We start from the raw sequence: 20,112 nt of genomic DNA on the forward strand, positions 1-20,112 counted from the left end.
TATAGTCAACTCAACATTCGGTTCATTAGAATTACACAGTCATGTTGCGCAATAGTGACACGCCGCTTAGTTATTGGTAGTCATATATATACTAGAATTGACCTTATATGTACAAGCTCGTATAGTCGAGAAGATGTTGTCATCACTTAACTGCATAGGATAAGCATTTGTATCACTCTAATAGACAATCGATGCTTGATAGCGCAGCCATGAATCACTCAAATAAGCATGTGGTCGCCGCACCTTCGTTTGGGCGGGTGTCGTTGTTGTGCGAGCGAAAAAAGAGCGCTCTGTCTATAGCGGTATCGAGCATGTTTATATTAGGGATTTCAACAGCCTTATTGATGGCCACAACGGTTGCCAATAGTAGTGAATGGAACAGTAGTAATAATAGTAGTGGCCAAACGTCACAATACAATTATAACTCATGGCAATCCACGGACTCCAAAGATTTAGACTTGCCTAACTTGCGAGGTCAGGGCTTGAGCTTCGCTGAGCAGTATCAAAATAAGCTACTAGGCGAATGGTCACTACGAAATATCAATGGTGGCGTTAAGATGGAGCACGATCCTTGGATTCAGGAAACGCTCAAAGACATGACTTGGCGTCTGAATGCTCAAGCACGGCAGCAAGCATTAATGGGCTTGGTAATTATCGATAATCCGAGTATCAACGCTTTTGCAGCTCCAGGTGGTGTTATCGGTCTAAATACAGGCACAATATTAGCCGCCAGTAGTATGGACGAGCTTGCTAGTGTGGTAGCGCATGAAGTGGCACACATTAGCCAGCATCATTATGAGAGCGGCACTGATGAGCGCAGCAAAGCATTGCTCATGCAAGTAGGTGGCATGCTAGCAGCAATTGCTGCATCAGCAATCGATGGTGATGCAGCGACAGCTGTTTTGATGGGTAGTCAAACCGCTACGATGAACAGTAGCATGGCATTTAGCCGCAGTAATGAGCGCGAGGCTGATCGAATAGGGATGCAAATCATGACCCAAGCCGGTTATGACCCAAGAGCGATGCCACGGTTTTTTGCCACCATGAATCAACGAAGTCAGCTCAATAAAGTTGAAAACCAGTTTTTGCCAAGTTTTGTTATGTCCCATCCACTGAGTAATGAGCGTTTGAGTGATTCACAAAGTCGCGCGCAGAGTTATCCTTCACTATCGCTAAACCAGCAGCAACGACATCAAGCATTGTTTGATTTGCTCTATTGGCGTGTGCAGATTACTGGTAAGCATGCTTCTGAGACCGTATTGACGACTGCTGCAAAGAATAGTGTCGGTGCCAAATTGGCTTTGATGCACTGGTATAGTGAACAGCAACGTTTTACAGATGCTAACAAGCTACTGGCTGAAATCGATGCATTATCAGCGACACAGCGTCAAACACTAGAGCCTTTATTGTCAATTACCCACAGCTATATGCTAACGGAACAAGGTAAGTGGTCAGAAGCTGCACAAATTTTAGAAAGCCAGCAGCTACTTTATCCTGAGCGTCGCGACTTACGACTCTACTTAGCGGAAGCACTCACCAATAGTAACCAGCCGACACAAGCACAAGCATTGCTCAAACCACTAACCGAGCAGCAGCCAAGCGATCGTTATGCTTGGCAAAGTCTACAACTGGCCAACGAAAAGTTGGCTAAAACCACGACTTCACCGCAGTTGGCCAATATTGCCACTATCAATGCATTACGTTACCGCAGTCAAGATCAGCTATGGAGTAATCGCTACGAAAGTGCGCTCATATCGCTGACACAAGCCAAGCAACTGACGGAACAATTGCAGAATACACCGCAAGCCAATAGTGCTCGGCCGCTTTTAGCTAATATTAATGCAGAACTCAAAGCAGTAAAAACCGCCAAAGACTTTAAGCCTTAGGCGGTTATTTTTACTTTTACAGACAGACAGACAAACCTACCAATCAACAGCAGATGCTAACCTTGTAGGGCGTCTTTTACCAGTTTAGAGATGAGAGCTGGATCTGCACGGCCTGCAGTTTTGTTCTTTAGTACACCCATTACGCTACCCATATCACGCATAGATGTTGCACCTTGCTCAGCGATTTCAGCGTTGACTAAAGCAGCCACTTCATCATCGTTCATTTGTTTGGGCATAAACCCATTGATAATATCAATCTCAAACTGCTCTTTGGTCGCTAAGTCATCACGGTTGTTTTCTGTAAAGATAGTGAGTGACTCTTGACGCTGTTTCAATTGCTTTTGTAATACCTCTAATACTTGTGCGTCATCTAGCTCTATCCGGCGGTCAATCTCAATTTGCTTGATGACTGCTTGTACGTTACGCAATACTTTAACGCGCTCAAGCTCACGCGCTTTCATAGATACTTTGATGCTGTCTGATAAAGTTTGTTTGAGTTGACTCATTGTTATTATCCTTATTCGTTAAGAGTTATTTATTCAAATTTTGAGCAATAATAAAAATTGTAGCATAAAAAACGCCACTGATATCAATGGATAACAGTGGCGTTAATGTAGCACTTGTACTTAACTAATCTTATTATGGATTAGTACATACGAGTAGTACGAATAGTTTCGCGTTGTAATTTCTTTTTATAACGCTTTACGGCAGCAGCTTTCTTACGCTTGCGTACTTGCGTTGGTTTTTCATAAAACTCACGCTTACGTACGTCTGACAATACACCAGCTTTTTCACATGAACGTTTGAAACGACGGATAGCGATATCTACTGGTTCGTTTTCTTTAACCTTAACTGCAGGCATGAAGACTCCTTGATTAGGATGAGATATAAAGGCATTAGTTTGGCTGTGTATTAGTATTTAGTCGTAATATCTCAAGATTACAGACATCAGCTCAAACTAGGATAATCTTGTACATGAGCACAAGGGCAGGTATTTTAATAAAAAATAGCAAGTAAGTCAATGAATTTGTTGTATTAATCCATATTTATCATTAAGTTGCAGGGTTTTTTGTTGATATAGAGTCAGTTTATTAGACAGCATTAATGGTTTTAGTTAAATAAGAGTGACTATATAAGTTTGCTACAGAACATCATTATAAATAAAAAACCCTACTGTCTATAACGGTTTAGGTGGAGTTTATGCTATGATAATTCCCATATTATAGTAAGCCTATGAACCGTTTTGTGTGTATTTTATTGAGGATGTTTGAATGAAAAAGACAGTATTAAATACAGCGTTAAGCAGCGCATTTATCGTCGCTTTTAGCTTTGGTGTTAGTGCTTGTGGTGGCGAAGAGCATGAAGAAGTAATGGCAGTAGATCGCGTTGATGAAGCGGCTGCACTTGCGATTGAAAATGCACCGGAAGCTGAAGACATGAAGTTTCCAGAAACAGCAGCGATGCCTGCGGCTGATGCAACTGCTACGGAAGCTGATGGCACGGCCACTGCTGAAGAAGGAACGGATGCTACTGCTATGGTAGAAACAGCGATGGCAGACACAGCGACTGCAGCGGATAGCGCCGATGCTGACGCAGCAGCTACTGACAGTGCCGAACCTGAAGCTGCCACCGCTGAATAAGTATTGATTCAATGATCATTTGGGCTGCCAAAAGTGATAAATAAGCTTTATCAGCAGCCACCAATATAAAATATAGTATAGAGGTGTGATCATGATGAATAAACGTCAGCGTATAAGCAAGCTTATGGCCTCTGTTATAGGTATTAGCGCATTATTAGCACTGAGTGCTTGTAGTGGTGAGAATACGAGTACAGAAGAGGCATCTACTGCCAATGAACCTGCTGATACCACTGTAGCGGTCGCTGACACACCAGTTGCTGAATCTGAAGTGACTAAGTCTGAAATTGCTGCGCCTGCACCAGAGACTAAATTAGAACCTGTCGAAGGGCCTGTTACTTCAGAAGAGTCGGTAGCAGAAGTTACTGCTGAGCCTGAAGTATTGGCTGCTGATGCAGGCGCTAAGTTGTACGAGACAAACTGCAAAGCTTGTCATGAGGCTGGTTTACTCGATGCGCCAAAGTATGGTGATAAAGCCGCATGGGCAGCGCGCCTTACCAAAGGCAAAGATACGCTACACTTGCACTCTGCTAAAGGCTTTAATAAAATGCCAGCGCAAGTCACTGATAAGGTAAGTGAAGCACAGGTTTATGCGGCTGTAGATTACATGATTGCAGCGGTTAGCTGATATTGACCATTGAAATTTGCTAAACTGACCGTCATTGTGACTGACAATGGCGGTTTTTTTGTGCATGTTTTTTCGCACATAAGCTCAGGCGAAAAACGCTGCAAAAGATGACACGCAGACAAAAGTATAAAGGCAAACATATGAAAGTGTTGGGTTTAGAGACCTCTTGTGATGAGACTGGTCTAGCGATTTTTGATAGTGAGCAGATTTCAAGTGACAATCAAGGTTTAGTTGGTCAAGTGCTGTATTCACAAATAGAGCTACATGCCCTATATGGTGGTGTGGTGCCTGAGCTCGCTAGTCGCGATCATATTCGCAAACTGGTGCCTTTGCTTAATGAGCTGTTAGATCAGTGTGACATGGAAAAAAGCGAGATTGACGCGATTGCCTATACCAAAGGGCCAGGGCTTATTGGCGCATTGATGACGGGTGCATTATTTGGGCGTAGCTTGGCTTATGGCTTAGATATCCCTGCGATTGGCATCCACCATATGGAAGGCCATTTGTTGGCACCGCTGATGGGTGCAAACCCTCCGGCATTTCCTTTTGTGTCATTGCTCGTCTCTGGTGGACATACTTTGCTTATTGCTGCACGTGGGGTTGGGCAGTATGAGATATTGGGTGAGTCGATAGACGATGCTGCGGGTGAGTGCTTTGATAAAGCAGCTAAAATGCTGGGCTTGCCATATCCTGGTGGTCCCAATATCGCTAAATTGGCTGAGACAGGCAATCAAAACGCGTATAGCTTGCCCAGACCTATGCTACATCGTGGTTTGGACTTTTCCTTTAGCGGTATGAAAACAGCCGTGCATAACCTTATCAAGGATACCCCACACTCAGGAGGCTCAGGAAATAGTGCCGAGAGTAATCCACAAGTACGCGCTGATATTGCCGCTAGCTTTCAACATGCAGTGGTCGATACACTAGTAAAAAAATGCGTCAAAGCACTCAAGCGAGTAGATATGAGCCGCTTAGTCATTGCTGGCGGCGTCAGTGCCAATACTCATCTACGTGAAACGTTAGAAGCTGAGCTGGCCAAAATAAATGCAACGGTGCACTATGCACCGCCTGCATTATGTACCGATAATGGGGCAATGATTGCTTATGCCGGTTACGAGCGCTTGCAAGCAGGGCAGTCAGATGATTTGGCTGTTAGCTGTGTGCCACGTTGGCCGATGACAGAGTTGCCTGCGGTATAAAGATGCTATTGATTGGGGCTTATGCCCATGTTTGTGCCCATGTTCATGCTCATGAAATCTATCTGAAGTAAGGATACCGCTATGCAGTGGATTGCGATTGGTTTGGGCGCCGCATTTGGCGCGTGTTTGCGAGGGTGGCTTGCGCGCTTTAATCCGTTGCACCATTGGATACCGCTCGGTACATTGGGCGCGAATGTCTTGGGTGGGTTACTGATAGGGCTAGCGCTAGTATGGTTCGGACGAATGGGTACTGGCTTATCTGACAATGTGAGACTATTCGTCATCACTGGATTTTTAGGCGGATTGACGACGTTTAGCACTTTTAGCGCGGAGGTCTTTACCTTCGTCAATGACGGCCGTTTGCTGGCAGGATTGGCGCTTATCGGTTTACATGTGGGACTCACATTGCTAGCAACCGCGCTGGGATTTTACTTCTTTAAGTTGGTTTTGTAGCCGTTGATAGATATTAATCGTTTGATGGTCTGTTATAGGTGGTTCCATGATAGCAGTCTAGTTTAAGTGGTCTGTTAATACGTTTGAGGGGTGAAATAGCTGGTTCCGCTAGGGTATACCTTTTTATTAACTAACGTCGTATTTGCTGATCAGTTTCAATCAACTGTGGACTATCTGGATCCACTACAAAAAGTGTATAAAAGGAATATATAGGGTTAGTAGTACTGTTTATAGTCACACTGTTTTTGTCAGGATGTTCTATAGATTCTTGTGCGAAACTTTCAATGTACAAGCTACTTTCGAGGTTATCTGTCAACTCGATTTGAAAACGTAAGCTACCATCCGCATTATAAACAGCTGCATTATTAGGATATTTAAAAAACCACGGATAACTGGTAGCTTCACTAAACTTACTTGGATGTTCCTTATAAATAACTACAACTCCTGTTCGATCAGGTAATAGCTCTATGATGTTGGAAACTGGAATAAAAATTTCTTGATCATCTCCTAGCTTAATAAAATATTTAGATGAAATTACTTTATGACCTTTACTTAAGTGCGTATACAATTCGGAGCCTTCATTCTGATCTGCACTACTCTCTATAAATAATCGTCCATCATCGCATGTGCTTTTAATTAAAATTTCTTTAATCAATGTTTTTTTCATTTCAATACCTTTTACCATAACGTCCGTTGTGGGAAAACGTTCGACTCCTGTATAGCGCACCAAACTAGAGTTAGTGCAAAATCAGTCCAATCGTCAGAAAATCTTAGGCATTGAAACTGCCTGTCTGATTAAGGTGTGTAATTAATCCCAGCTAATCCCATATTTCTTTTGCTGTTCCGAGTGCATCATTACGTAAAACAGTTCAATAACCTGATTTGGTTCATATGAATAATCAACTAAGTAATCAGTACCAATCTCCACAGGTACACACTCATCATTGTCTTTGTAAACTAAATAATGACTATCAGCATAGAAATCTAAGTCATACTTATCAGATAATTTATCTAGCCTATCGCTGATTCTAAGCTCATTAAATAATGCACCTGTATAAGCTCCTGAAACTATAATTCCGTATAATACTTTTTTAGGGCATCCATCAAATTGTAAGGTAACATCGTTATTCCAACGGCAAGAGTAAGAATCATAATGTTTACCTAAGATATTAACCCCTTTTAAATGCACTACATACCACAAATTGTCAGTATTTGAGAGACTACTGAACTCCTGTTCACTGACCATTTTATGAGATGAGTATTTGATGAAGTCATCAAAAATTAAGCCAATCTCAATACCTGCAGCACTCTGTAAAGGCACAATATCAGCTTTTAAATCAGGTATAAATTTTTTCACATCCTAAGCCTTTCGCTATTTCGATTAATCAATTACCTATTTTAGAGTGAGATAATCAAATCACATTAAGTATCTCAATATGTACACTGTGAAGTAAACTACAATGAAATAAATAATCAAAACTATTGATACTATTAGCCCACAGCCAAAGGTTCAAGTCCTCACTAGGGAACCATTATTTACCATAACATTCGTTACGATATGAAAAAGTGACTAATATTTTATAACTATAAGAAAGTAATTAGTAATGAAACTACAACGGCTTCACTATCCCTTCCAATAAATTCGCAAACCCTTGCATATAAGCCATGTCTTGGCTTGAGGTACGCGTTGCTGCATACAGCTGACAATGCACACCTGCACCTAACTTCCGCGACACGACCCAACCTTTTTTCTCATATTCCGCCACAACCCAATCAGGCAATGCAGCAACTCCGCGCTCACTAGCGACTAGCTGAATAAGCATCGCTGTCAGCTCTGTAGTACGCACATTCTCAAAACTTACCTGCGCAGGCGTCATAAAGTTGGCGATAATATCGAGACGCTTGGCCTCTACTGGATAAGCAATCAAGGTTTCTTCAGTCAAATCATTGGGTTCAATAAATTCTTGTGCTGCCAAATCATGCGTGGGCGATAGTACCAAGCGACTCTCGTACTCAAACAGCGGCTGATAGCTGATACCGTCTATCGGTAAATCACTGGTGGTAATCAACAAGTCAATGTCACCTTCCATGAGCAGGTGATGCGGCTCAGGTTCAAACCCTGTGGCAAAGTCTAGCTCGACATCTGACCACTCACGGCGATAATGATTGAGTATCGGCATCAGCCAATCAAAGCAACTATGACACTCGGATGCTAGGCGTAATCTGCCCGCTTGACCATGTGCTAGGCGCTTCAGGTTGGACTTGGTGCGGGTAACTTGTGGCATTATGTTATCTGCCAACGCCAGTACTGTCTTGCCAGCAGGAGTAAAGGTGAGCGGGCGTGTACGACGATTGACCAAACTGATATCGTAGTAATTCTCTAGCTCTTTCAACTGATGCGAGACCGCAGAAGCTGTGACATGCAGCTCATCGGCAGCAGCAGCGAGTGAACCATGCGCCCGTAGCGCGGTTAGGGTATTGAGGTGACGGAGCTCTAACATAAGGTAACCTAACCGCTCAGATGAGAAAAATTCATTATAATAGATATAGCGCTGACTTTCATTCAAAGCTTACTATTAATAAGCAGTGTCAATAATAAGCAGTGCCAAACTAGCGATGTCAGATTGGCAACGGCAAACTAGCGTCGACGTAGTAGCAGCTGCGAGATGATAACCAAGATTAAAGAAGCAGCCAGTAGCAATGTACCGATAGCGTTGACTTCTGGTTTGAGTCCTACTCGTACCATAGAATAAATCCGTAACGGTAAAATCTCATAGCTTGGACCGGTGACAAAGGTTGAAACCACCACATCATCCAATGACAACGTAAAGGCGAGTAACCAACCTGCCATTACTGCTGGTAAAATAACAGGAATAAGCACTGTGCGTACCATCGTTGACTCGTTAGCACCCAAGTCGCGTGCCGCTTCCATCAATTTCTCATCTAGACTGCTTAATCGTGCAAATACAGTGATGACCACAAACGGTAGACAAAAGGTAATGTGTGCTAATAACAGCGAGACAAATCCTAATTGCAGACCAATTAATAAGAATAGCGCTAATAATGAGATGGCCAATACAATTTCGGGCGACATCATCAATACGAACAGCAGCCCATTTAGCAAGCCTTTACCACGGAAATTATAACGGTGTAGTGCCAAAGCGGTGAGCGTACCTATCAATGTTGAGACGGTCGCAGCGACCAATCCTAATACAATGGAGTGCCAAAACGCATCTAGCATGGCTTGGTTATTAAATAGCGATTCGTACCACTTTAGGCTAAAGCCGCCCCAGTTGTAGCCAATTTTTGATTTGTTAAATGACATTACTACCAAAACAATAATAGGCAGATATAACAAGGCATAAATCAGCCCAAGATATCCCTTGGCGGCGATACTGCCAATCTTGAGCGGACGAGTTTTTTTGGTTGGTGAGCTGTAAGACATTAGGCCACCTCACTGAAATCGGTCTTGCCAATGCGGCGACTACTGGCGCGATAGGCCAGTAACAGCACGGCCATAGCGAGGGTTAATAACACGCTAGCTGCGGCACCAAATGGCCAATCGCGCGCATCCAAAAACTGGTTTTTGATTATATTTCCCACCAGTAAGTTGCGTGAGCCACCCAAGATATCAGCAACGTAAAACATCCCCATTGCTGGCAGCAAGACTAAGAGCACTCCTGAGATAATACCCGGCGTCGTCAATGGTAGTACGATATGCCAAAAAGTCTGCGTCTTGGATGCGCCCAAATCTTGTGATGCCAGTAGCATGTCCTGACGCAAGTCAGTAAACACGGCATATAACGGCAATACCATAAATGGGAATAGTAAATACGTCAGACCAGCTATCACTGCACCTTGCGTATATAGGATATCGATAGGGGTATCGATGACGCCTATCGCAAGCAGTGATTTATTAATCAAACCATTATTGGCAAACAGCAACTTGAGTGCATAAGTACGCACCAGAGAGTTGGTCCAAAACGGTAGTATTAACAGCATCATCAGCAGTGGCTGCCAACGGGGTTTGGCCCTAGATATCAGCCATGCAAAAGGGTAGCCAAGTAACAAGCAGATGATGGTCGTGATGCCTGCCATCCATAACGAATGGATAAATACGCCAAAATAGAGCGGATCAATCATGCGTGCATAGCTGTCGATACTGACCGGAAAACTAATAAAAGCACTACTATCGCGGGTCAAGAAGCTGACAGCGATGACCAAAATATTTGGCAGTAGCGCGAATATCAGTAACCAACCCCAAATGAGCCATAGCGTTGCGGTACGAAAAGGACTTTTGCTGCCTAAGCTGTGACCTGCCATTAGCTGGCATCCTTTTGCACGGTTGTATGGTCTTCACCTTTATTTGGCTCAGTAGAGTCTTCTGGCAATACCCACTCCCAGCCGTCTACCCATGAGACTTTAACAGCTTCATTCAGCTTATAGTCAAAGCTTGGATCGTCTTCGTCAAAGAATTCTGAGGCTTTAATAATATGGCCGTTTGCTAGCTCAATAATCGAGTCGAGCGTGCTACCTTTATAGTTACTTTCAATCACGCGGCCAAACAGTCCAGCATGCTCGTCATCTTTTGGGTCGTAAATTCTTAAGTCTTCTGGGCGCAGGAGTAAGTTTACGATGTCGCCGACTTGCACATCATTGGCAAAATTAGGCCGACGTAAATTACGCAAACTGGTTGGGCCATCTTGAGCTTGTGCCTCGCAAACTTCTACCTCAATACGTCCGTTGGTGACTTTACCATCACGATCTGGCTGATTGGGATAGACACCTTTTACTTCTGCTTTAAATAGATTGGTCTCACCGATGAATTTAGCTGTGAACAAGTTCGCAGGCGTTTCATAAATCTCGATAGGCGTACCGATTTGCTGAAACGTGCCGTCTTTCATCACTGCGATACGGTCCGACATCGAGAGTGCTTCTTCTTGATCGTGGGTGACAAAGACAAAAGTGATGCCCAGCTCACGTTGTAGACGCTTAAGCTCAGATTGCATTTGCAAACGCAGTTTGTGATCGAGCGCAGATAATGGCTCATCGAGTAACAGCAGTTTAGGACGATTAATCACGGCGCGTGCAATCGCAACACGCTGCTGCTGACCACCCGACAAATCTTGCGGTTTACGATTGGCCAAATGTTCTAGCTGCACCATCGCGAGCATCTCGCGTACTCGTGTCTGAATCTCATCTTTCGGTATTTTTTTAAGCTTTAGGCCATAAGCTACGTTTTGGGCGACGGTCATATGAGGAAACAACGCATACTGTTGAAACACTGTATTGACCGGACGCTTATCCGCAGGTAACCCTGCCATCTGTACGCCATCTAAATGAATAGCACCAGCATTTGGCTGCTCAAAGCCCGCAATCAAGCGTAGTAGGGTTGTCTTACCGCAGCCTGAAGGACCAAGCAGTGTCAAAAACTCACCATGCTGAATATCGAGGTTGATGTCTTTTAATACTTCAGTTTGATCGTAGGTTTTTTTTAGACCAGTCAGTTGCAGCAGCACCTGATCATCATGAGGTGATGCAGAAGTTTTGTGCGTATTGGGTGGTGGGGTGGTCATAATATTTTTCCTAAGCATCTAACATTTCAGTATGGCCAGTCATTTAGGATACTGTGGTCAAAGACATTTGATATGGGTATAAGCTATGGGGATGAAAGTAGTCTGGTTGCCACCTATTATAACAAACCCTTGATATAAATTAGTGCAAGTTCGTCATAAGTTACGTGAGTGACACGGTGGTGATATCGAAAAACTTTTATTTTTAGCTTTTCAGTTCTATTTGCTGGCGAGCCTATTTAGGACATTTGGTAAGGGTTTCTACTTCTATGGTTTAGGGCAGTTAGCAATAATTGCGTCATATAGCGACATTAAAACAAAGTTTTTTATCATTTTTTAGGCGGTATTCCTATACAATCACTCTGTGTCAGATCAATATAATTGGCTTGTCAGTACTTAATAATGACTAGTCAGTTATTTAGTCGATTTGTGTTTGAATATAGCCAGTTAAATACGATTTGGATACTAGAGAAGCGAGCAAAAGTGCGACAGATAGTAGACTGAGTGAGCCTAACTCTAGATCCGATTTAAACAGCTTATAACTCTAATATTATTGATGATAAAGGATATCTTATGCCGAATAATACGCGCCCAAAAACAGGTCAAGAAGCCCTTGAGCTTTTGAAAGAAGGAAATGCACGCTACATTGATAGCTTGAGTAATACTGATCCGATGATGCAAAGGCGTCCGGAGTTGGTTAAAGACCAAGACCCTTTGGCTATTATTTTGGGTTGTTCGGACGCACGGGTACCGGTTGAGATTGTATTTGATCAAGGCTTGGGTGATTTGTTCGTGATTCGAGTCGCTGGAAACGTGGTCGCACCATCACAGATTGGCTCGATTGAATTTGCGGCCGAAAAATTCGGTACCAAGTTGGTGGTCGTACTCGGACATTCCCATTGCGGTGCGGTTACGGCCTGCGTAGAAACACTCATCAATCCTGAAACAAACTACTCGCCCAATTTGCAGTCCATCGTAGATCGCATCCGTCCAAGTGTTTATAACCTGCATGAATTGGCAACTGCCAATGGTCAAGACGTCGATGCCGACGAGCTAGTTGATCGCTCAATCCGTGCCAACGTGCGCATGTCGGTTAGCCAGCTTAAGCATGGATCGCGCGCACTGGAAGACTTGACCAATAGCGGTCAGTTACTAGTTGTTGGTGCAGAGTATGATTTAGAGACAGGAAAGGTACGGTTCTTAGACAGCTAATAAATCGTCTAAATCGGCCGTATCATATAAGCACTATTACAAAATCCTCTCAATCCTTTCGTGATTTTTTATTATGATAAGAGAGTCAAGCGCGTGAAAAGCCTTTACGCGCTTGTTTTTTTAACTCTATATTTTGTCAATATTAGGATAATTATGTCTATATCAAATAATGGCTCAGCCACCAATAATAATAACGAATCACTTATAGCCCAGCCGACTAGTAGCGTAAATACCGATGGTGTTCAGCCTATTTCGGCTCAGACGACTGGCTTTACATTCAACCATACGATGCTACGGGTAAAAGATCCTGCCAAGTCGCTAGCGTTCTACACAGGTGTCCTTGGTATGACGTTGCTGGCGGTAAAGAAATTCCCTGATATGGGTTTTGATCTATACTTTTTAGCCAAGCTTACTGAGAGCGAACGAGAGAACCTACCTGCTGGTGATGATTTAGAAATCTTTGCATTTCGTCAGCGCGGTATCTTAGAGTTGACTCATAACTACGGTACCGAAACCAAAGCTGATTTTAGCTATCATGATGGTAACCAAGATCCACAGGGTTTTGGTCATATTTGCTTTAGCGTGCCGAGTCTGGATGAAGCGGTGGCGTGGTTTGATAAAAATAACGTCGAATTTAAGAAACGTCCAGAAGATGGTAGCATGAAAAATATTGCCTTTATTAAAGATGTCGATGGCTACTGGATTGAGATTGTACAAGCTGACTTGATGCGCTAGGTTTTGATTCTTTGCATAAACGATCGTTGCTTATGTAAAGAAGTGATGGCTATTAAAAAAATGAGTAAATCAGCGAACCCATTGATCAAAGGAGTGACACCTAGATGCCGACCTCTGAGGCAGCAACACCTGATGCACTGACCTACCAAAGTATTATTGATTCAGCAAATGGAATATTGGTTGGTTTTCTTGAGCGTATTCCGTATTTTGTGGCATCAATCATCGTTATTCTTATTTTTTGGTTTTTATCAATTGCTTTTAAAAAAGTAGTCTATAAAATTTTAGGCAGTCGTAGACGGCACCAAAATTTGGTTAAGGTCTTTCAGCGAGTGGGCGGTGCACTCATTATATTTATTGGCATCATGATAGCCATGGTGATTACGGTACCAGGCTTTACGCCTGCGAAGTTGATCGGCGCCCTTGGTATCGGTTCAGTGGCTATTGGTTTTGCCTTTAAAGATATTTTTCAAAACTTATTATCTGGTATTTTATTACTCATCTCAGAGCCATTTCGTATCGGAGATCAGATTGTTTCAGGTGAATATGAAGGCACAGTAGAAGATATTAAAATTCGTGCAACCACTATCAAAACTTATGATGGTCGGCAAGTCGTTATTCCCAATTCTGATTTGTATACCTCAGCATTGACGGTTAATACAGCCTACAAGCAGCGCCGGTTACAACTGGCGGTGGGTATTGGTTATGAAGATGATATCGAAGCGGCAAAAGTTGAAATCTTGCGAGCATTAGATAGGGCAGATAGCGTGTCAAAGAAAGCTGAGCCGAGCGTGATTGCGACAGGTTTTGGAGACTCAACGATTGATTTGATGGTGCGTTGGTTTATTGAGGATGGTACGCAAGCTCACAAAGTCGCCTCTATTCATCAAGTATTTGTAGAGATTAAACTCGCGCTAGATGCAGCAGGTGTAAATATTCCATTCCCGATTAGAACGATAGACTTGAGTGACTCATCAGTGATGACGATTGTCGATAAACTTAATGAGCAAAAAACCATCAATGTGGAAAAGACAGCAGTAGAATAATCAAGCCATTATTCATATTGTCTCTTAATTTCAACCATAAAAAACCGCCACATCAAACAACGTGGCGGTTTTTTTATGCTTATCTACTGGCTATTAGGGCATGTTGAACATTCACAAATAGGCACTGCTGATGACTAAAACTGTTCCAGACAAGGCGTAAAATGATGGTAATGCTCATGCCTTAACAAAGTTTACAACACAGTATGGGGCGGTTTTAGCATCAGCTCGCAGAGACAGCACTATTTTTTGCTATTTCATGGTTAAAAGTAGACGCTTAGAATGACTAAACTTACTATTTTTAACAGTCGAACTGTCTAAAAAATAGTCGCTGTCAGTGCCATGGTCGAATATTCAACACGGCCTAGTATAAAGATTTATTCATCTTTTGCTCTAAAGTCTGTATGGCATGACTTACAGCTAGCACCAACTTGACCGAAGGCAGGTTTGATGTCATCCATGCTAGTAGCTGTTTGAGCAGCAGCATTTAGTTCAGCGGTAACTTTTTGGAAGTTATCAGCTTCTGCACGGAAACCATCAGCATTAGACCAAACTGCTTCAGTGGCATTACCCATCTCTTCTTGGTTTTCAAAATGACTCCAAGGAGTTGTAGAGTCTTCTGCTAAGAATGCAGCTTGCTCTTTAACGACATCAGCGTCAAAGGTATCTGGTGCTTTGGCCATATCACCCATGACGCCCATTGCATCACCCCAGTTTTTCATGCTGTCTTGACGGGCTTGTATATCAGGGCTAGAGTCAGACTCGGTTGCAGTACTACAGGCTGTTAGACCTAAGGCGGCTGCCATTAATGTGATACCGAAGATAGATTTCAATGATTTGTTAGAATGAACCTGTGCCATATAGATTACTCCTTTAAATTTGGCTAATAGTATGCGTATTTGCAAACGATGGCTTTGATACTGTTGTAAAAATCAACTCATAATTACTTAAAAGTATGTCTGCTTATCAGTGATTTTTTGGAAATTTAATCTGTATTGTAACCATTATTTGAGTAGCTATGGTTAAAATAGTTGTTATAGCATCGTAATATTCACAGTGACGATAATTATCTAAACCATATCATTGGGTTGGCTTATGTACGATTAATCAATGACACTACCTTTAAATAAATGGCAGTCTATATCTCTGTGAAGGTGATAAGCCCCATATGATAAAGGTCAGCTGTTATAGCTGACCTTTATTTGAATCTACTAGATTGTTGTCTAGTATATATTCCTAATCTTTATTGTATTCACATCGGCTATAGAGTCAACCACTCACGCGGCTTTAGATAAACGTCAGTTAACTCAAACTCCGGTGAGCCTTCAGTAGGCTCGAAGCGATAGTGCCAACTGGCCAGTGGCGGCATACTTACTAAGATAGACTCAATACGGCCATTACTCTGTAGTCCAAATAGCGTGCCGCGATCGTAGACCAAGTTGTATTCAACGTAGCGGCCACGGCGATACAGTTGGAATTCACGCTGCTGTTCGGTATAAGGCGTGTCTTTACGCTGCTCGAAGATAGGTGTGATACCGTCAAGATAACCATTACCCACTGCTTTCATAAAATCAAAGCAAGTCTCAAAATCCCAGCCGCGGCTTTCAGTATTGACATCATCATAGAATAAGCCGCCGATACCTCGTTGCTCATCACGATGACGTAGGTGAAAGTACTCATCACACCATTGTTTAAAGTCAGGATAAACAGTATCACCGAAAGGTGCGCACAGATCATGGCAAACTTGATGCCAGTGGACGCAGTCAGCAAGTACGGGGTAAAACGGTGTCAAATCAAACCCACCACCAAACCACCAAATAGGCGCTTCGCCCTCAGCTTCAGCAACGAACAAACGGACATTGGCATGGCTGGTCGGGACGTTAGGGTTTTTGGGGTGCACGACCAGTGACACGCCCATGGCTTGAGCCTTTCGGCCAGCGATATTGGGATGGCGCGCCGTAGCTGAAGCTGGCAGGTTGTGTACATGAATGTGGCTAAACATCACACCAGCTTTTTCAATCACGTCGCCATCTGCTAGTACGCACGAGCGTCCACCACCACCTTCAGGGCGTTCCCAGTTATCAGGGACGAAGGTTGCATTGCCGCCACCATCGTGCTCTTGCGCTTCTAGTGCTTGACAGATACGTGCCTGCAAATCGACTAAAAACTCACGCACTCGGGTGATGTCATTATTGGTCGGTGTTACCACTGATTCTGACAGGTCTGATTTATTATCTATATTTGAAATACTCATAAAATATCTATTTATTCAGGTGTATTGCAGTATTGAAGTCTTTGTCCAATAGATGTCCCATGCGGTCACGCTTGGTCGCGAGGTATTCAGCATTCATATCATTGACGCCTACCAATAATGGTACACGTTCCACAACATCGATACCATGCTCAGTAAGATAAGCAATTTTGTTAGGGTTATTAGTAATGAGTCTGACCGCATCAACACCGATATGAGCGAGCATCGGCCCACACATGTCATAAATACGCGCATCTGCAGGCAAGCCCAACATCAGATTGGCGTCTAACGTATCATGACCTTGATCTTGAAGGGCATAAGCACGAATCTTATTGGTGAGACCAATACCGCGACCTTCTTGGCGCAGATATAAAATCGCACCACAGCCAGCCTCTTGTACGGCTTGCATCGCCGAATTAAGCTGCGGGCCACAGTCGCACTTCAATGAGCTAAAAGCATCGCCAGTGAGGCACTCAGAGTGTATACGAATCAAGGGAGCCGGTCGCTCTGATGGCGTAGCTGTATTTTGGTCGACCACAGGCAGCCCGACGGTCAGCATTACATGCTCTTGACCATCTTCGTTTTCAAAGATATGAATATCAAACTCGCCATGACGAGTCGGTAGTTTGGCACTAGTAATAAATTGATATGACATTAATGTCCTGCATAAGCCGGTAGTTGTGGCAGTAAGGTCTGTATTAGCAGTAATAACGCAGCGATGTCATCCTAGCTGTATCATTATAGTTAGGATAATAGCAGTATAATCTGTTCGTAAAACATGCGTGCTGATTGTCTTTATTATAAAAACACACAAAGTTCACAGACGATGCACGATGATTAAAGCGACCATTAAAAAAAAATGCTATTATGCCATACTATTTTGACGGATACAGTGACAAGTCTTTACCCTTACATTACTATGTCGTCACGAACATTCGATATTGATGCAAAATAATAAGGCATAATATCAACCCCTAGTATGGAAGCGCTGTCTATTATGACGGCGCGTTTGTTGTTAGGCGCCGCGTAGGTATAGATACGTAGGCGATGCATGAATAATTATATGGTCAGTTACATCAATAATGATGTAGATATTATTGACGTCGCTTAGCTATAGTTATCTTTATACTCTAAAGCACGTCTTGTCAGCAGATTGGTAGGTATCGTACGGTTTATGCAGCAGTCACCTCATTCCCCACAGTCTCAGTTCGTATCTGCGTCAGCCATTAAACCTGCTGCCCAGCTGTCAAATTTGCAGCAGACTTATGCTGTCATTCCGCGTGTGCGTCCAAATACGCCACTACTTGATAGCATCGATGCGCCGTCTGATCTAAACGCGTTTACCACCACTCAGCTTATTACCTTGGCGGACGAACTACGACTGTTTCTGCTGTATTCAGCTGGTCAGAGTGGTGGGCATTTTGGTGCCAATTTGGGCGTGGTCGAATTGACCATTGCGCTACATTATTTATTAGATACGCCGCAAGATCAGATTGTTTGGGACGTAGGCCATCAAGCCTATGCTCATAAAGTATTGACTGGTCGTCGTGAGCAGTTAGGCACTATTAGATCGAAAGATGGCTTAACGGCTTTTCCAGAGCGTGCGGAGTCTGTATACGATACCTTTGGCGTTGGTCATTCATCGACTTCAATCTCAGCGGGTCTAGGCATGAGCTTAGCGCTGCGCTATCAAGGCCGTGCACAAACAGTGGCCTGTATCATCGGCGATGGTGCGATGACAGGCGGCATGGCGTTTGAGGCCATGAATGATGCAGTACAGCAAGACGCTGATTTGCTAGTTATCTTGAACGACAATGATATGTCGATATCTTGTTCTATCGGTGGGTTTTCGCGGCATTTAGCCATGCTGTGGGAGTCAGGATATCAGGTTGATATCTCTGAGGCAGGCGAGCCTGTTCTCTGTCATCGTCCTGATATGCAAGGGTTTGATCGCCGTAAGCGCCACAAAGAGATGCGCGACGTCCCGCAGTTAGAAGACAACTTATTTAAAGCGATTGGGTTTACCTATTTTGGTCCGTTTGATGGTCATAATATTCCTGAGCTACTGCGAGTATTATCACTTGCCAAGCAAGTATCAGGTCCAGTATTGGTTCATATTTATACCACTAAAGGCAAAGGCTTTGCGCCAGCTGAATTAGATCCAGTCGGTTATCATGCCATTAGCAAACTGCCTGTCGAAGATGACGAAGCGAAGACCAAGGTAGCTGATACTTCAGTAGCTAACGTTCCAAAAAACAAGCCAGCGTTAAAATACTCGCAAGTGTTCGGACAGTTTTTGTGTGATAAAGCCGCTGAAGATGACAAACTGCTTGCCATTACTCCTGCTATGGAAGAAGGCTCCGGAATGATCGACTTTGCTCGTCATTTTCCAGAACGTTTTTTTGATGTGGCGATTGCCGAGCAACATGCAGTCACACTAGCAGCTGGCATGGCGACTCAAGGCGTCAAACCGATTGTCGCGATTTATTCAACGTTTTTACAGCGTGGCTATGATCAGTTGATTCATGATGTTGCATTGCAGAATTTAGACGTAACATTCGCTATTGACCGAGCAGGCTTAGTCGGTGAAGATGGCGCAACCCATGCTGGCGTATTTGATTTTGCATTTTTACGTTGTGTGCCTAACATGGTAATTGCAGCGCCAAAAGATGAAAATGAATGTTACCATCTGCTCAATACTTGTTATGACTATCAAGGATGTACAGCAGTACGCTATCCACGTGGTGTGGGTACGGGCGCGACTATCGAACAGCCAGCACAAAATTATAAAATCGGCGAAGCTGTGGTAGAGTCAGTATTAGGCTCTAATGATGCGCCGAAAAAGCTCGCATTATTGGTATTTGGTACGATGATGACCACGGCTCAGCACGCAGCAGACACTATCGTCAGTGGTGATACAGAATCAGAGTATCAAGTGCATGTGGTGAATATGCGCTGGGTAAAACCTTTAGACACTAGCCTATTAGAAGCGCTCTTGGCAAAAGGCATTACTCATATCGCGACCCTAGAAGAGCATGTCATTACTGGCGGCGCGGGTAGTGCGGTCAATGAATATTTGCTCAATGAGTCAGCTGCTTTTAAGCGTACTCGTCCAGTTATTGCTAATATGGGCATCCCTGATCGCTTCATTGCGCACGGTTCCCAATCTGAGCAACTGGCTGATTGCGGTTTGAGTGTCGACGGTGTGAGTAAGCAGCTTCGACAGTTATTATCATAAGCCGGGTTGTTATAAATAGTATGGTCGAAATTGATTTAAAATTAATAATGTTAGTTTGAACAGATAAAGGCTCGATAGATAGAGCTAACGCCTGCTTAGCCGTAGGTGCTGACTTTTTTACAACTTGCGCAGTTTGTGATGACCACCAAAATAGGGGTTGGTTTGGCGAACGTAATGGTTTTTTCGTTTTTATCGAATAATTTTAGTATAATGCGGTTGTCGTTTATAAGTTTTCATCTATAAAAGATACGTTTTTTTAA

Annotated in this window: 20 protein-coding genes; 9 read left to right on the top strand and 11 right to left on the bottom strand. The window is 43.3% G+C overall.

Annotated features, from left to right (window positions below):
• Positions 1–167 precede the first annotated feature (167 nt).
• Positions 168–1,886 (top strand): M48 family metallopeptidase, encoded by a 1,719-nt coding sequence (locus tag I6E61_RS01805; RefSeq protein ID WP_227685622.1) that lies wholly within the window; start codon positions 168–170, stop codon positions 1,884–1,886.
• Between the two features lie 56 nt (positions 1,887–1,942).
• Here I6E61_RS01805 and I6E61_RS01810 read toward each other — a convergent pair whose 3' ends face one another.
• Positions 1,943–2,392 (bottom strand): GatB/YqeY domain-containing protein, encoded by a 450-nt coding sequence (locus I6E61_RS01810; RefSeq protein ID WP_197128916.1) that lies wholly within the window; start codon positions 2,390–2,392, stop codon positions 1,943–1,945.
• Between the two features lie 140 nt (positions 2,393–2,532).
• Entirely contained in the window at positions 2,533–2,748 is a 216-nt protein-coding gene (rpsU, locus tag I6E61_RS01815; protein WP_110921885.1) for a 30S ribosomal protein S21, read from the bottom strand.
• 409 nt (positions 2,749–3,157) lie between these two features.
• Between rpsU and I6E61_RS01820 the strand changes: the two genes are divergently transcribed.
• The 4 genes from I6E61_RS01820 to I6E61_RS01835 all read left to right on the top strand — a co-directional run bounded on the left by I6E61_RS01820 (position 3,158) and on the right by I6E61_RS01835 (position 5,803).
• Positions 3,158–3,526, top strand: coding sequence for a hypothetical protein (locus tag I6E61_RS01820; protein WP_197128918.1), 369 nt, complete (start codon positions 3,158–3,160; stop codon positions 3,524–3,526).
• A 91-nt stretch (positions 3,527–3,617) separates the two neighbouring features.
• Positions 3,618–4,151, top strand: coding sequence for a cytochrome c5 family protein (locus I6E61_RS01825; protein ID WP_197128920.1), 534 nt, complete (start codon positions 3,618–3,620; stop codon positions 4,149–4,151).
• A gap of 140 nt (positions 4,152–4,291) precedes the next feature.
• A complete protein-coding gene (gene tsaD / locus I6E61_RS01830) occupies positions 4,292–5,350 on the top strand; it encodes a tRNA (adenosine(37)-N6)-threonylcarbamoyltransferase complex transferase subunit TsaD (RefSeq protein WP_197128922.1) in 1,059 nt (352 codons plus the stop codon).
• Positions 5,351–5,431: 81 nt separating this feature from the next.
• Positions 5,432–5,803 carry a CrcB family protein gene (locus tag I6E61_RS01835; RefSeq protein ID WP_025651934.1) on the top strand — a complete coding sequence of 124 codons (372 nt, stop codon included), beginning with the start codon at positions 5,432–5,434 and terminating at the stop codon, positions 5,801–5,803.
• A 130-nt stretch (positions 5,804–5,933) separates the two neighbouring features.
• Here the strand turns inward: I6E61_RS01835 and I6E61_RS01840 are convergent, their stop codons facing one another.
• The 6 genes from I6E61_RS01840 to potA all read right to left on the bottom strand — a co-directional run bounded on the left by I6E61_RS01840 (position 5,934) and on the right by potA (position 11,379).
• Positions 5,934–6,470: a hypothetical protein gene (locus I6E61_RS01840; RefSeq protein ID WP_197128924.1), complete on the bottom strand. Its 537-nt coding sequence runs from the start codon at positions 6,468–6,470 to the stop codon at positions 5,934–5,936.
• Between the two features lie 141 nt (positions 6,471–6,611).
• Complete coding sequence (locus I6E61_RS01845) at positions 6,612–7,160, bottom strand: hypothetical protein (RefSeq protein WP_197128926.1); 549 nt, start codon at positions 7,158–7,160, stop codon at positions 6,612–6,614.
• A gap of 253 nt (positions 7,161–7,413) precedes the next feature.
• Positions 7,414–8,304, bottom strand: a complete 891-nt coding sequence (locus tag I6E61_RS01850; RefSeq protein WP_197128928.1) for a LysR family transcriptional regulator — start codon at positions 8,302–8,304, stop codon at positions 7,414–7,416.
• A gap of 137 nt (positions 8,305–8,441) precedes the next feature.
• Entirely contained in the window at positions 8,442–9,248 is an 807-nt protein-coding gene (gene potC / locus I6E61_RS01855) for a spermidine/putrescine ABC transporter permease PotC (RefSeq protein ID WP_197128930.1), read from the bottom strand.
• A complete protein-coding gene (potB, locus tag I6E61_RS01860) occupies positions 9,248–10,126 on the bottom strand; it encodes a spermidine/putrescine ABC transporter permease PotB (RefSeq protein ID WP_197128932.1) in 879 nt (292 codons plus the stop codon). The genes potC and potB overlap by 1 nt, the downstream gene beginning before the upstream one ends.
• Positions 10,126–11,379, bottom strand: a complete 1,254-nt coding sequence (gene potA / locus I6E61_RS01865) for a spermidine/putrescine ABC transporter ATP-binding protein PotA (RefSeq protein WP_197128935.1) — start codon at positions 11,377–11,379, stop codon at positions 10,126–10,128. Before potA ends, potB begins: the two co-directional genes overlap by 1 nt.
• A gap of 570 nt (positions 11,380–11,949) precedes the next feature.
• On the opposite strand from potA, the gene I6E61_RS01870 reads away from it, so the two are divergent.
• The 3 genes from I6E61_RS01870 (at position 11,950) to I6E61_RS01880 (ending at position 14,366) form a co-directional block, all read left to right on the top strand.
• Positions 11,950–12,588 (top strand): carbonic anhydrase, encoded by a 639-nt coding sequence (locus I6E61_RS01870; RefSeq protein WP_197128936.1) that lies wholly within the window; start codon positions 11,950–11,952, stop codon positions 12,586–12,588.
• A 153-nt stretch (positions 12,589–12,741) separates the two neighbouring features.
• Positions 12,742–13,323 carry a lactoylglutathione lyase gene (gene gloA, locus I6E61_RS01875; RefSeq protein ID WP_197128939.1) on the top strand — a complete coding sequence of 194 codons (582 nt, stop codon included), beginning with the start codon at positions 12,742–12,744 and terminating at the stop codon, positions 13,321–13,323.
• A gap of 104 nt (positions 13,324–13,427) precedes the next feature.
• Positions 13,428–14,366: a mechanosensitive ion channel family protein gene (locus I6E61_RS01880; RefSeq protein WP_197128941.1), complete on the top strand. Its 939-nt coding sequence runs from the start codon at positions 13,428–13,430 to the stop codon at positions 14,364–14,366.
• 374 nt (positions 14,367–14,740) lie between these two features.
• Here the strand turns inward: I6E61_RS01880 and I6E61_RS01885 are convergent, their stop codons facing one another.
• The 3 genes from I6E61_RS01885 to ribA all read right to left on the bottom strand — a co-directional run bounded on the left by I6E61_RS01885 (position 14,741) and on the right by ribA (position 17,269).
• Entirely contained in the window at positions 14,741–15,223 is a 483-nt protein-coding gene (locus tag I6E61_RS01885) for a cytochrome c (protein ID WP_197128942.1), read from the bottom strand.
• A gap of 401 nt (positions 15,224–15,624) precedes the next feature.
• Positions 15,625–16,572, bottom strand: a complete 948-nt coding sequence (gene hemF, locus I6E61_RS01890; RefSeq protein ID WP_197129458.1) for an oxygen-dependent coproporphyrinogen oxidase — start codon at positions 16,570–16,572, stop codon at positions 15,625–15,627.
• A gap of 52 nt (positions 16,573–16,624) precedes the next feature.
• On the bottom strand, positions 16,625–17,269 hold the full coding sequence (gene ribA / locus I6E61_RS01895) for a GTP cyclohydrolase II (protein ID WP_197128944.1): 645 nt from the start codon (positions 17,267–17,269) through the stop codon (positions 16,625–16,627).
• Positions 17,270–17,788: 519 nt separating this feature from the next.
• Between ribA and dxs the strand changes: the two genes are divergently transcribed.
• Entirely contained in the window at positions 17,789–19,852 is a 2,064-nt protein-coding gene (gene dxs, locus I6E61_RS01900; RefSeq protein ID WP_197128946.1) for a 1-deoxy-D-xylulose-5-phosphate synthase, read from the top strand.
• The last annotated feature ends 260 nt before the right edge of the window (positions 19,853–20,112 follow it).

Origin of the sequence: Psychrobacter sp. NZS113, from assembly GCF_015864825.1 — a bacterium.
In the GTDB taxonomy this organism is placed as follows: domain Bacteria; phylum Pseudomonadota; class Gammaproteobacteria; order Pseudomonadales; family Moraxellaceae; genus Psychrobacter.

What these genes read in the sequence shown, in the direction of transcription:
- I6E61_RS01810 (WP_197128916.1), bottom strand. Translation starts at nt 2,392, where the DNA reads ATGAGTCAACTCAAACAAACTTTATCAGACAGCATCAAAGTATCTATG.
- rpsU (WP_110921885.1), bottom strand. Translation starts at nt 2,748, where the DNA reads ATGCCTGCAGTTAAGGTTAAAGAAAACGAACCAGTAGATATCGCTATC.
- I6E61_RS01820 (WP_197128918.1), top strand. Translation starts at nt 3,158, where the DNA reads ATGAAAAAGACAGTATTAAATACAGCGTTAAGCAGCGCATTTATCGTC.
- I6E61_RS01825 (WP_197128920.1), top strand. Translation starts at nt 3,618, where the DNA reads ATGATGAATAAACGTCAGCGTATAAGCAAGCTTATGGCCTCTGTTATA.
- tsaD (WP_197128922.1), top strand. Translation starts at nt 4,292, where the DNA reads ATGAAAGTGTTGGGTTTAGAGACCTCTTGTGATGAGACTGGTCTAGCG.
- I6E61_RS01835 (WP_025651934.1), top strand. Translation starts at nt 5,432, where the DNA reads ATGCAGTGGATTGCGATTGGTTTGGGCGCCGCATTTGGCGCGTGTTTG.
- I6E61_RS01840 (WP_197128924.1), bottom strand. Translation starts at nt 6,470, where the DNA reads ATGAAAAAAACATTGATTAAAGAAATTTTAATTAAAAGCACATGCGAT.
- I6E61_RS01850 (WP_197128928.1), bottom strand. Translation starts at nt 8,304, where the DNA reads ATGTTAGAGCTCCGTCACCTCAATACCCTAACCGCGCTACGGGCGCAT.
- potC (WP_197128930.1), bottom strand. Translation starts at nt 9,248, where the DNA reads ATGTCTTACAGCTCACCAACCAAAAAAACTCGTCCGCTCAAGATTGGC.
- potB (WP_197128932.1), bottom strand. Translation starts at nt 10,126, where the DNA reads ATGGCAGGTCACAGCTTAGGCAGCAAAAGTCCTTTTCGTACCGCAACG.
- potA (WP_197128935.1), bottom strand. Translation starts at nt 11,379, where the DNA reads ATGACCACCCCACCACCCAATACGCACAAAACTTCTGCATCACCTCAT.
- I6E61_RS01870 (WP_197128936.1), top strand. Translation starts at nt 11,950, where the DNA reads ATGCCGAATAATACGCGCCCAAAAACAGGTCAAGAAGCCCTTGAGCTT.
- gloA (WP_197128939.1), top strand. Translation starts at nt 12,742, where the DNA reads ATGTCTATATCAAATAATGGCTCAGCCACCAATAATAATAACGAATCA.
- I6E61_RS01880 (WP_197128941.1), top strand. Translation starts at nt 13,428, where the DNA reads ATGCCGACCTCTGAGGCAGCAACACCTGATGCACTGACCTACCAAAGT.
- I6E61_RS01885 (WP_197128942.1), bottom strand. Translation starts at nt 15,223, where the DNA reads ATGGCACAGGTTCATTCTAACAAATCATTGAAATCTATCTTCGGTATC.
- ribA (WP_197128944.1), bottom strand. Translation starts at nt 17,269, where the DNA reads ATGTCATATCAATTTATTACTAGTGCCAAACTACCGACTCGTCATGGC.
- dxs (WP_197128946.1), top strand. Translation starts at nt 17,789, where the DNA reads ATGCAGCAGTCACCTCATTCCCCACAGTCTCAGTTCGTATCTGCGTCA.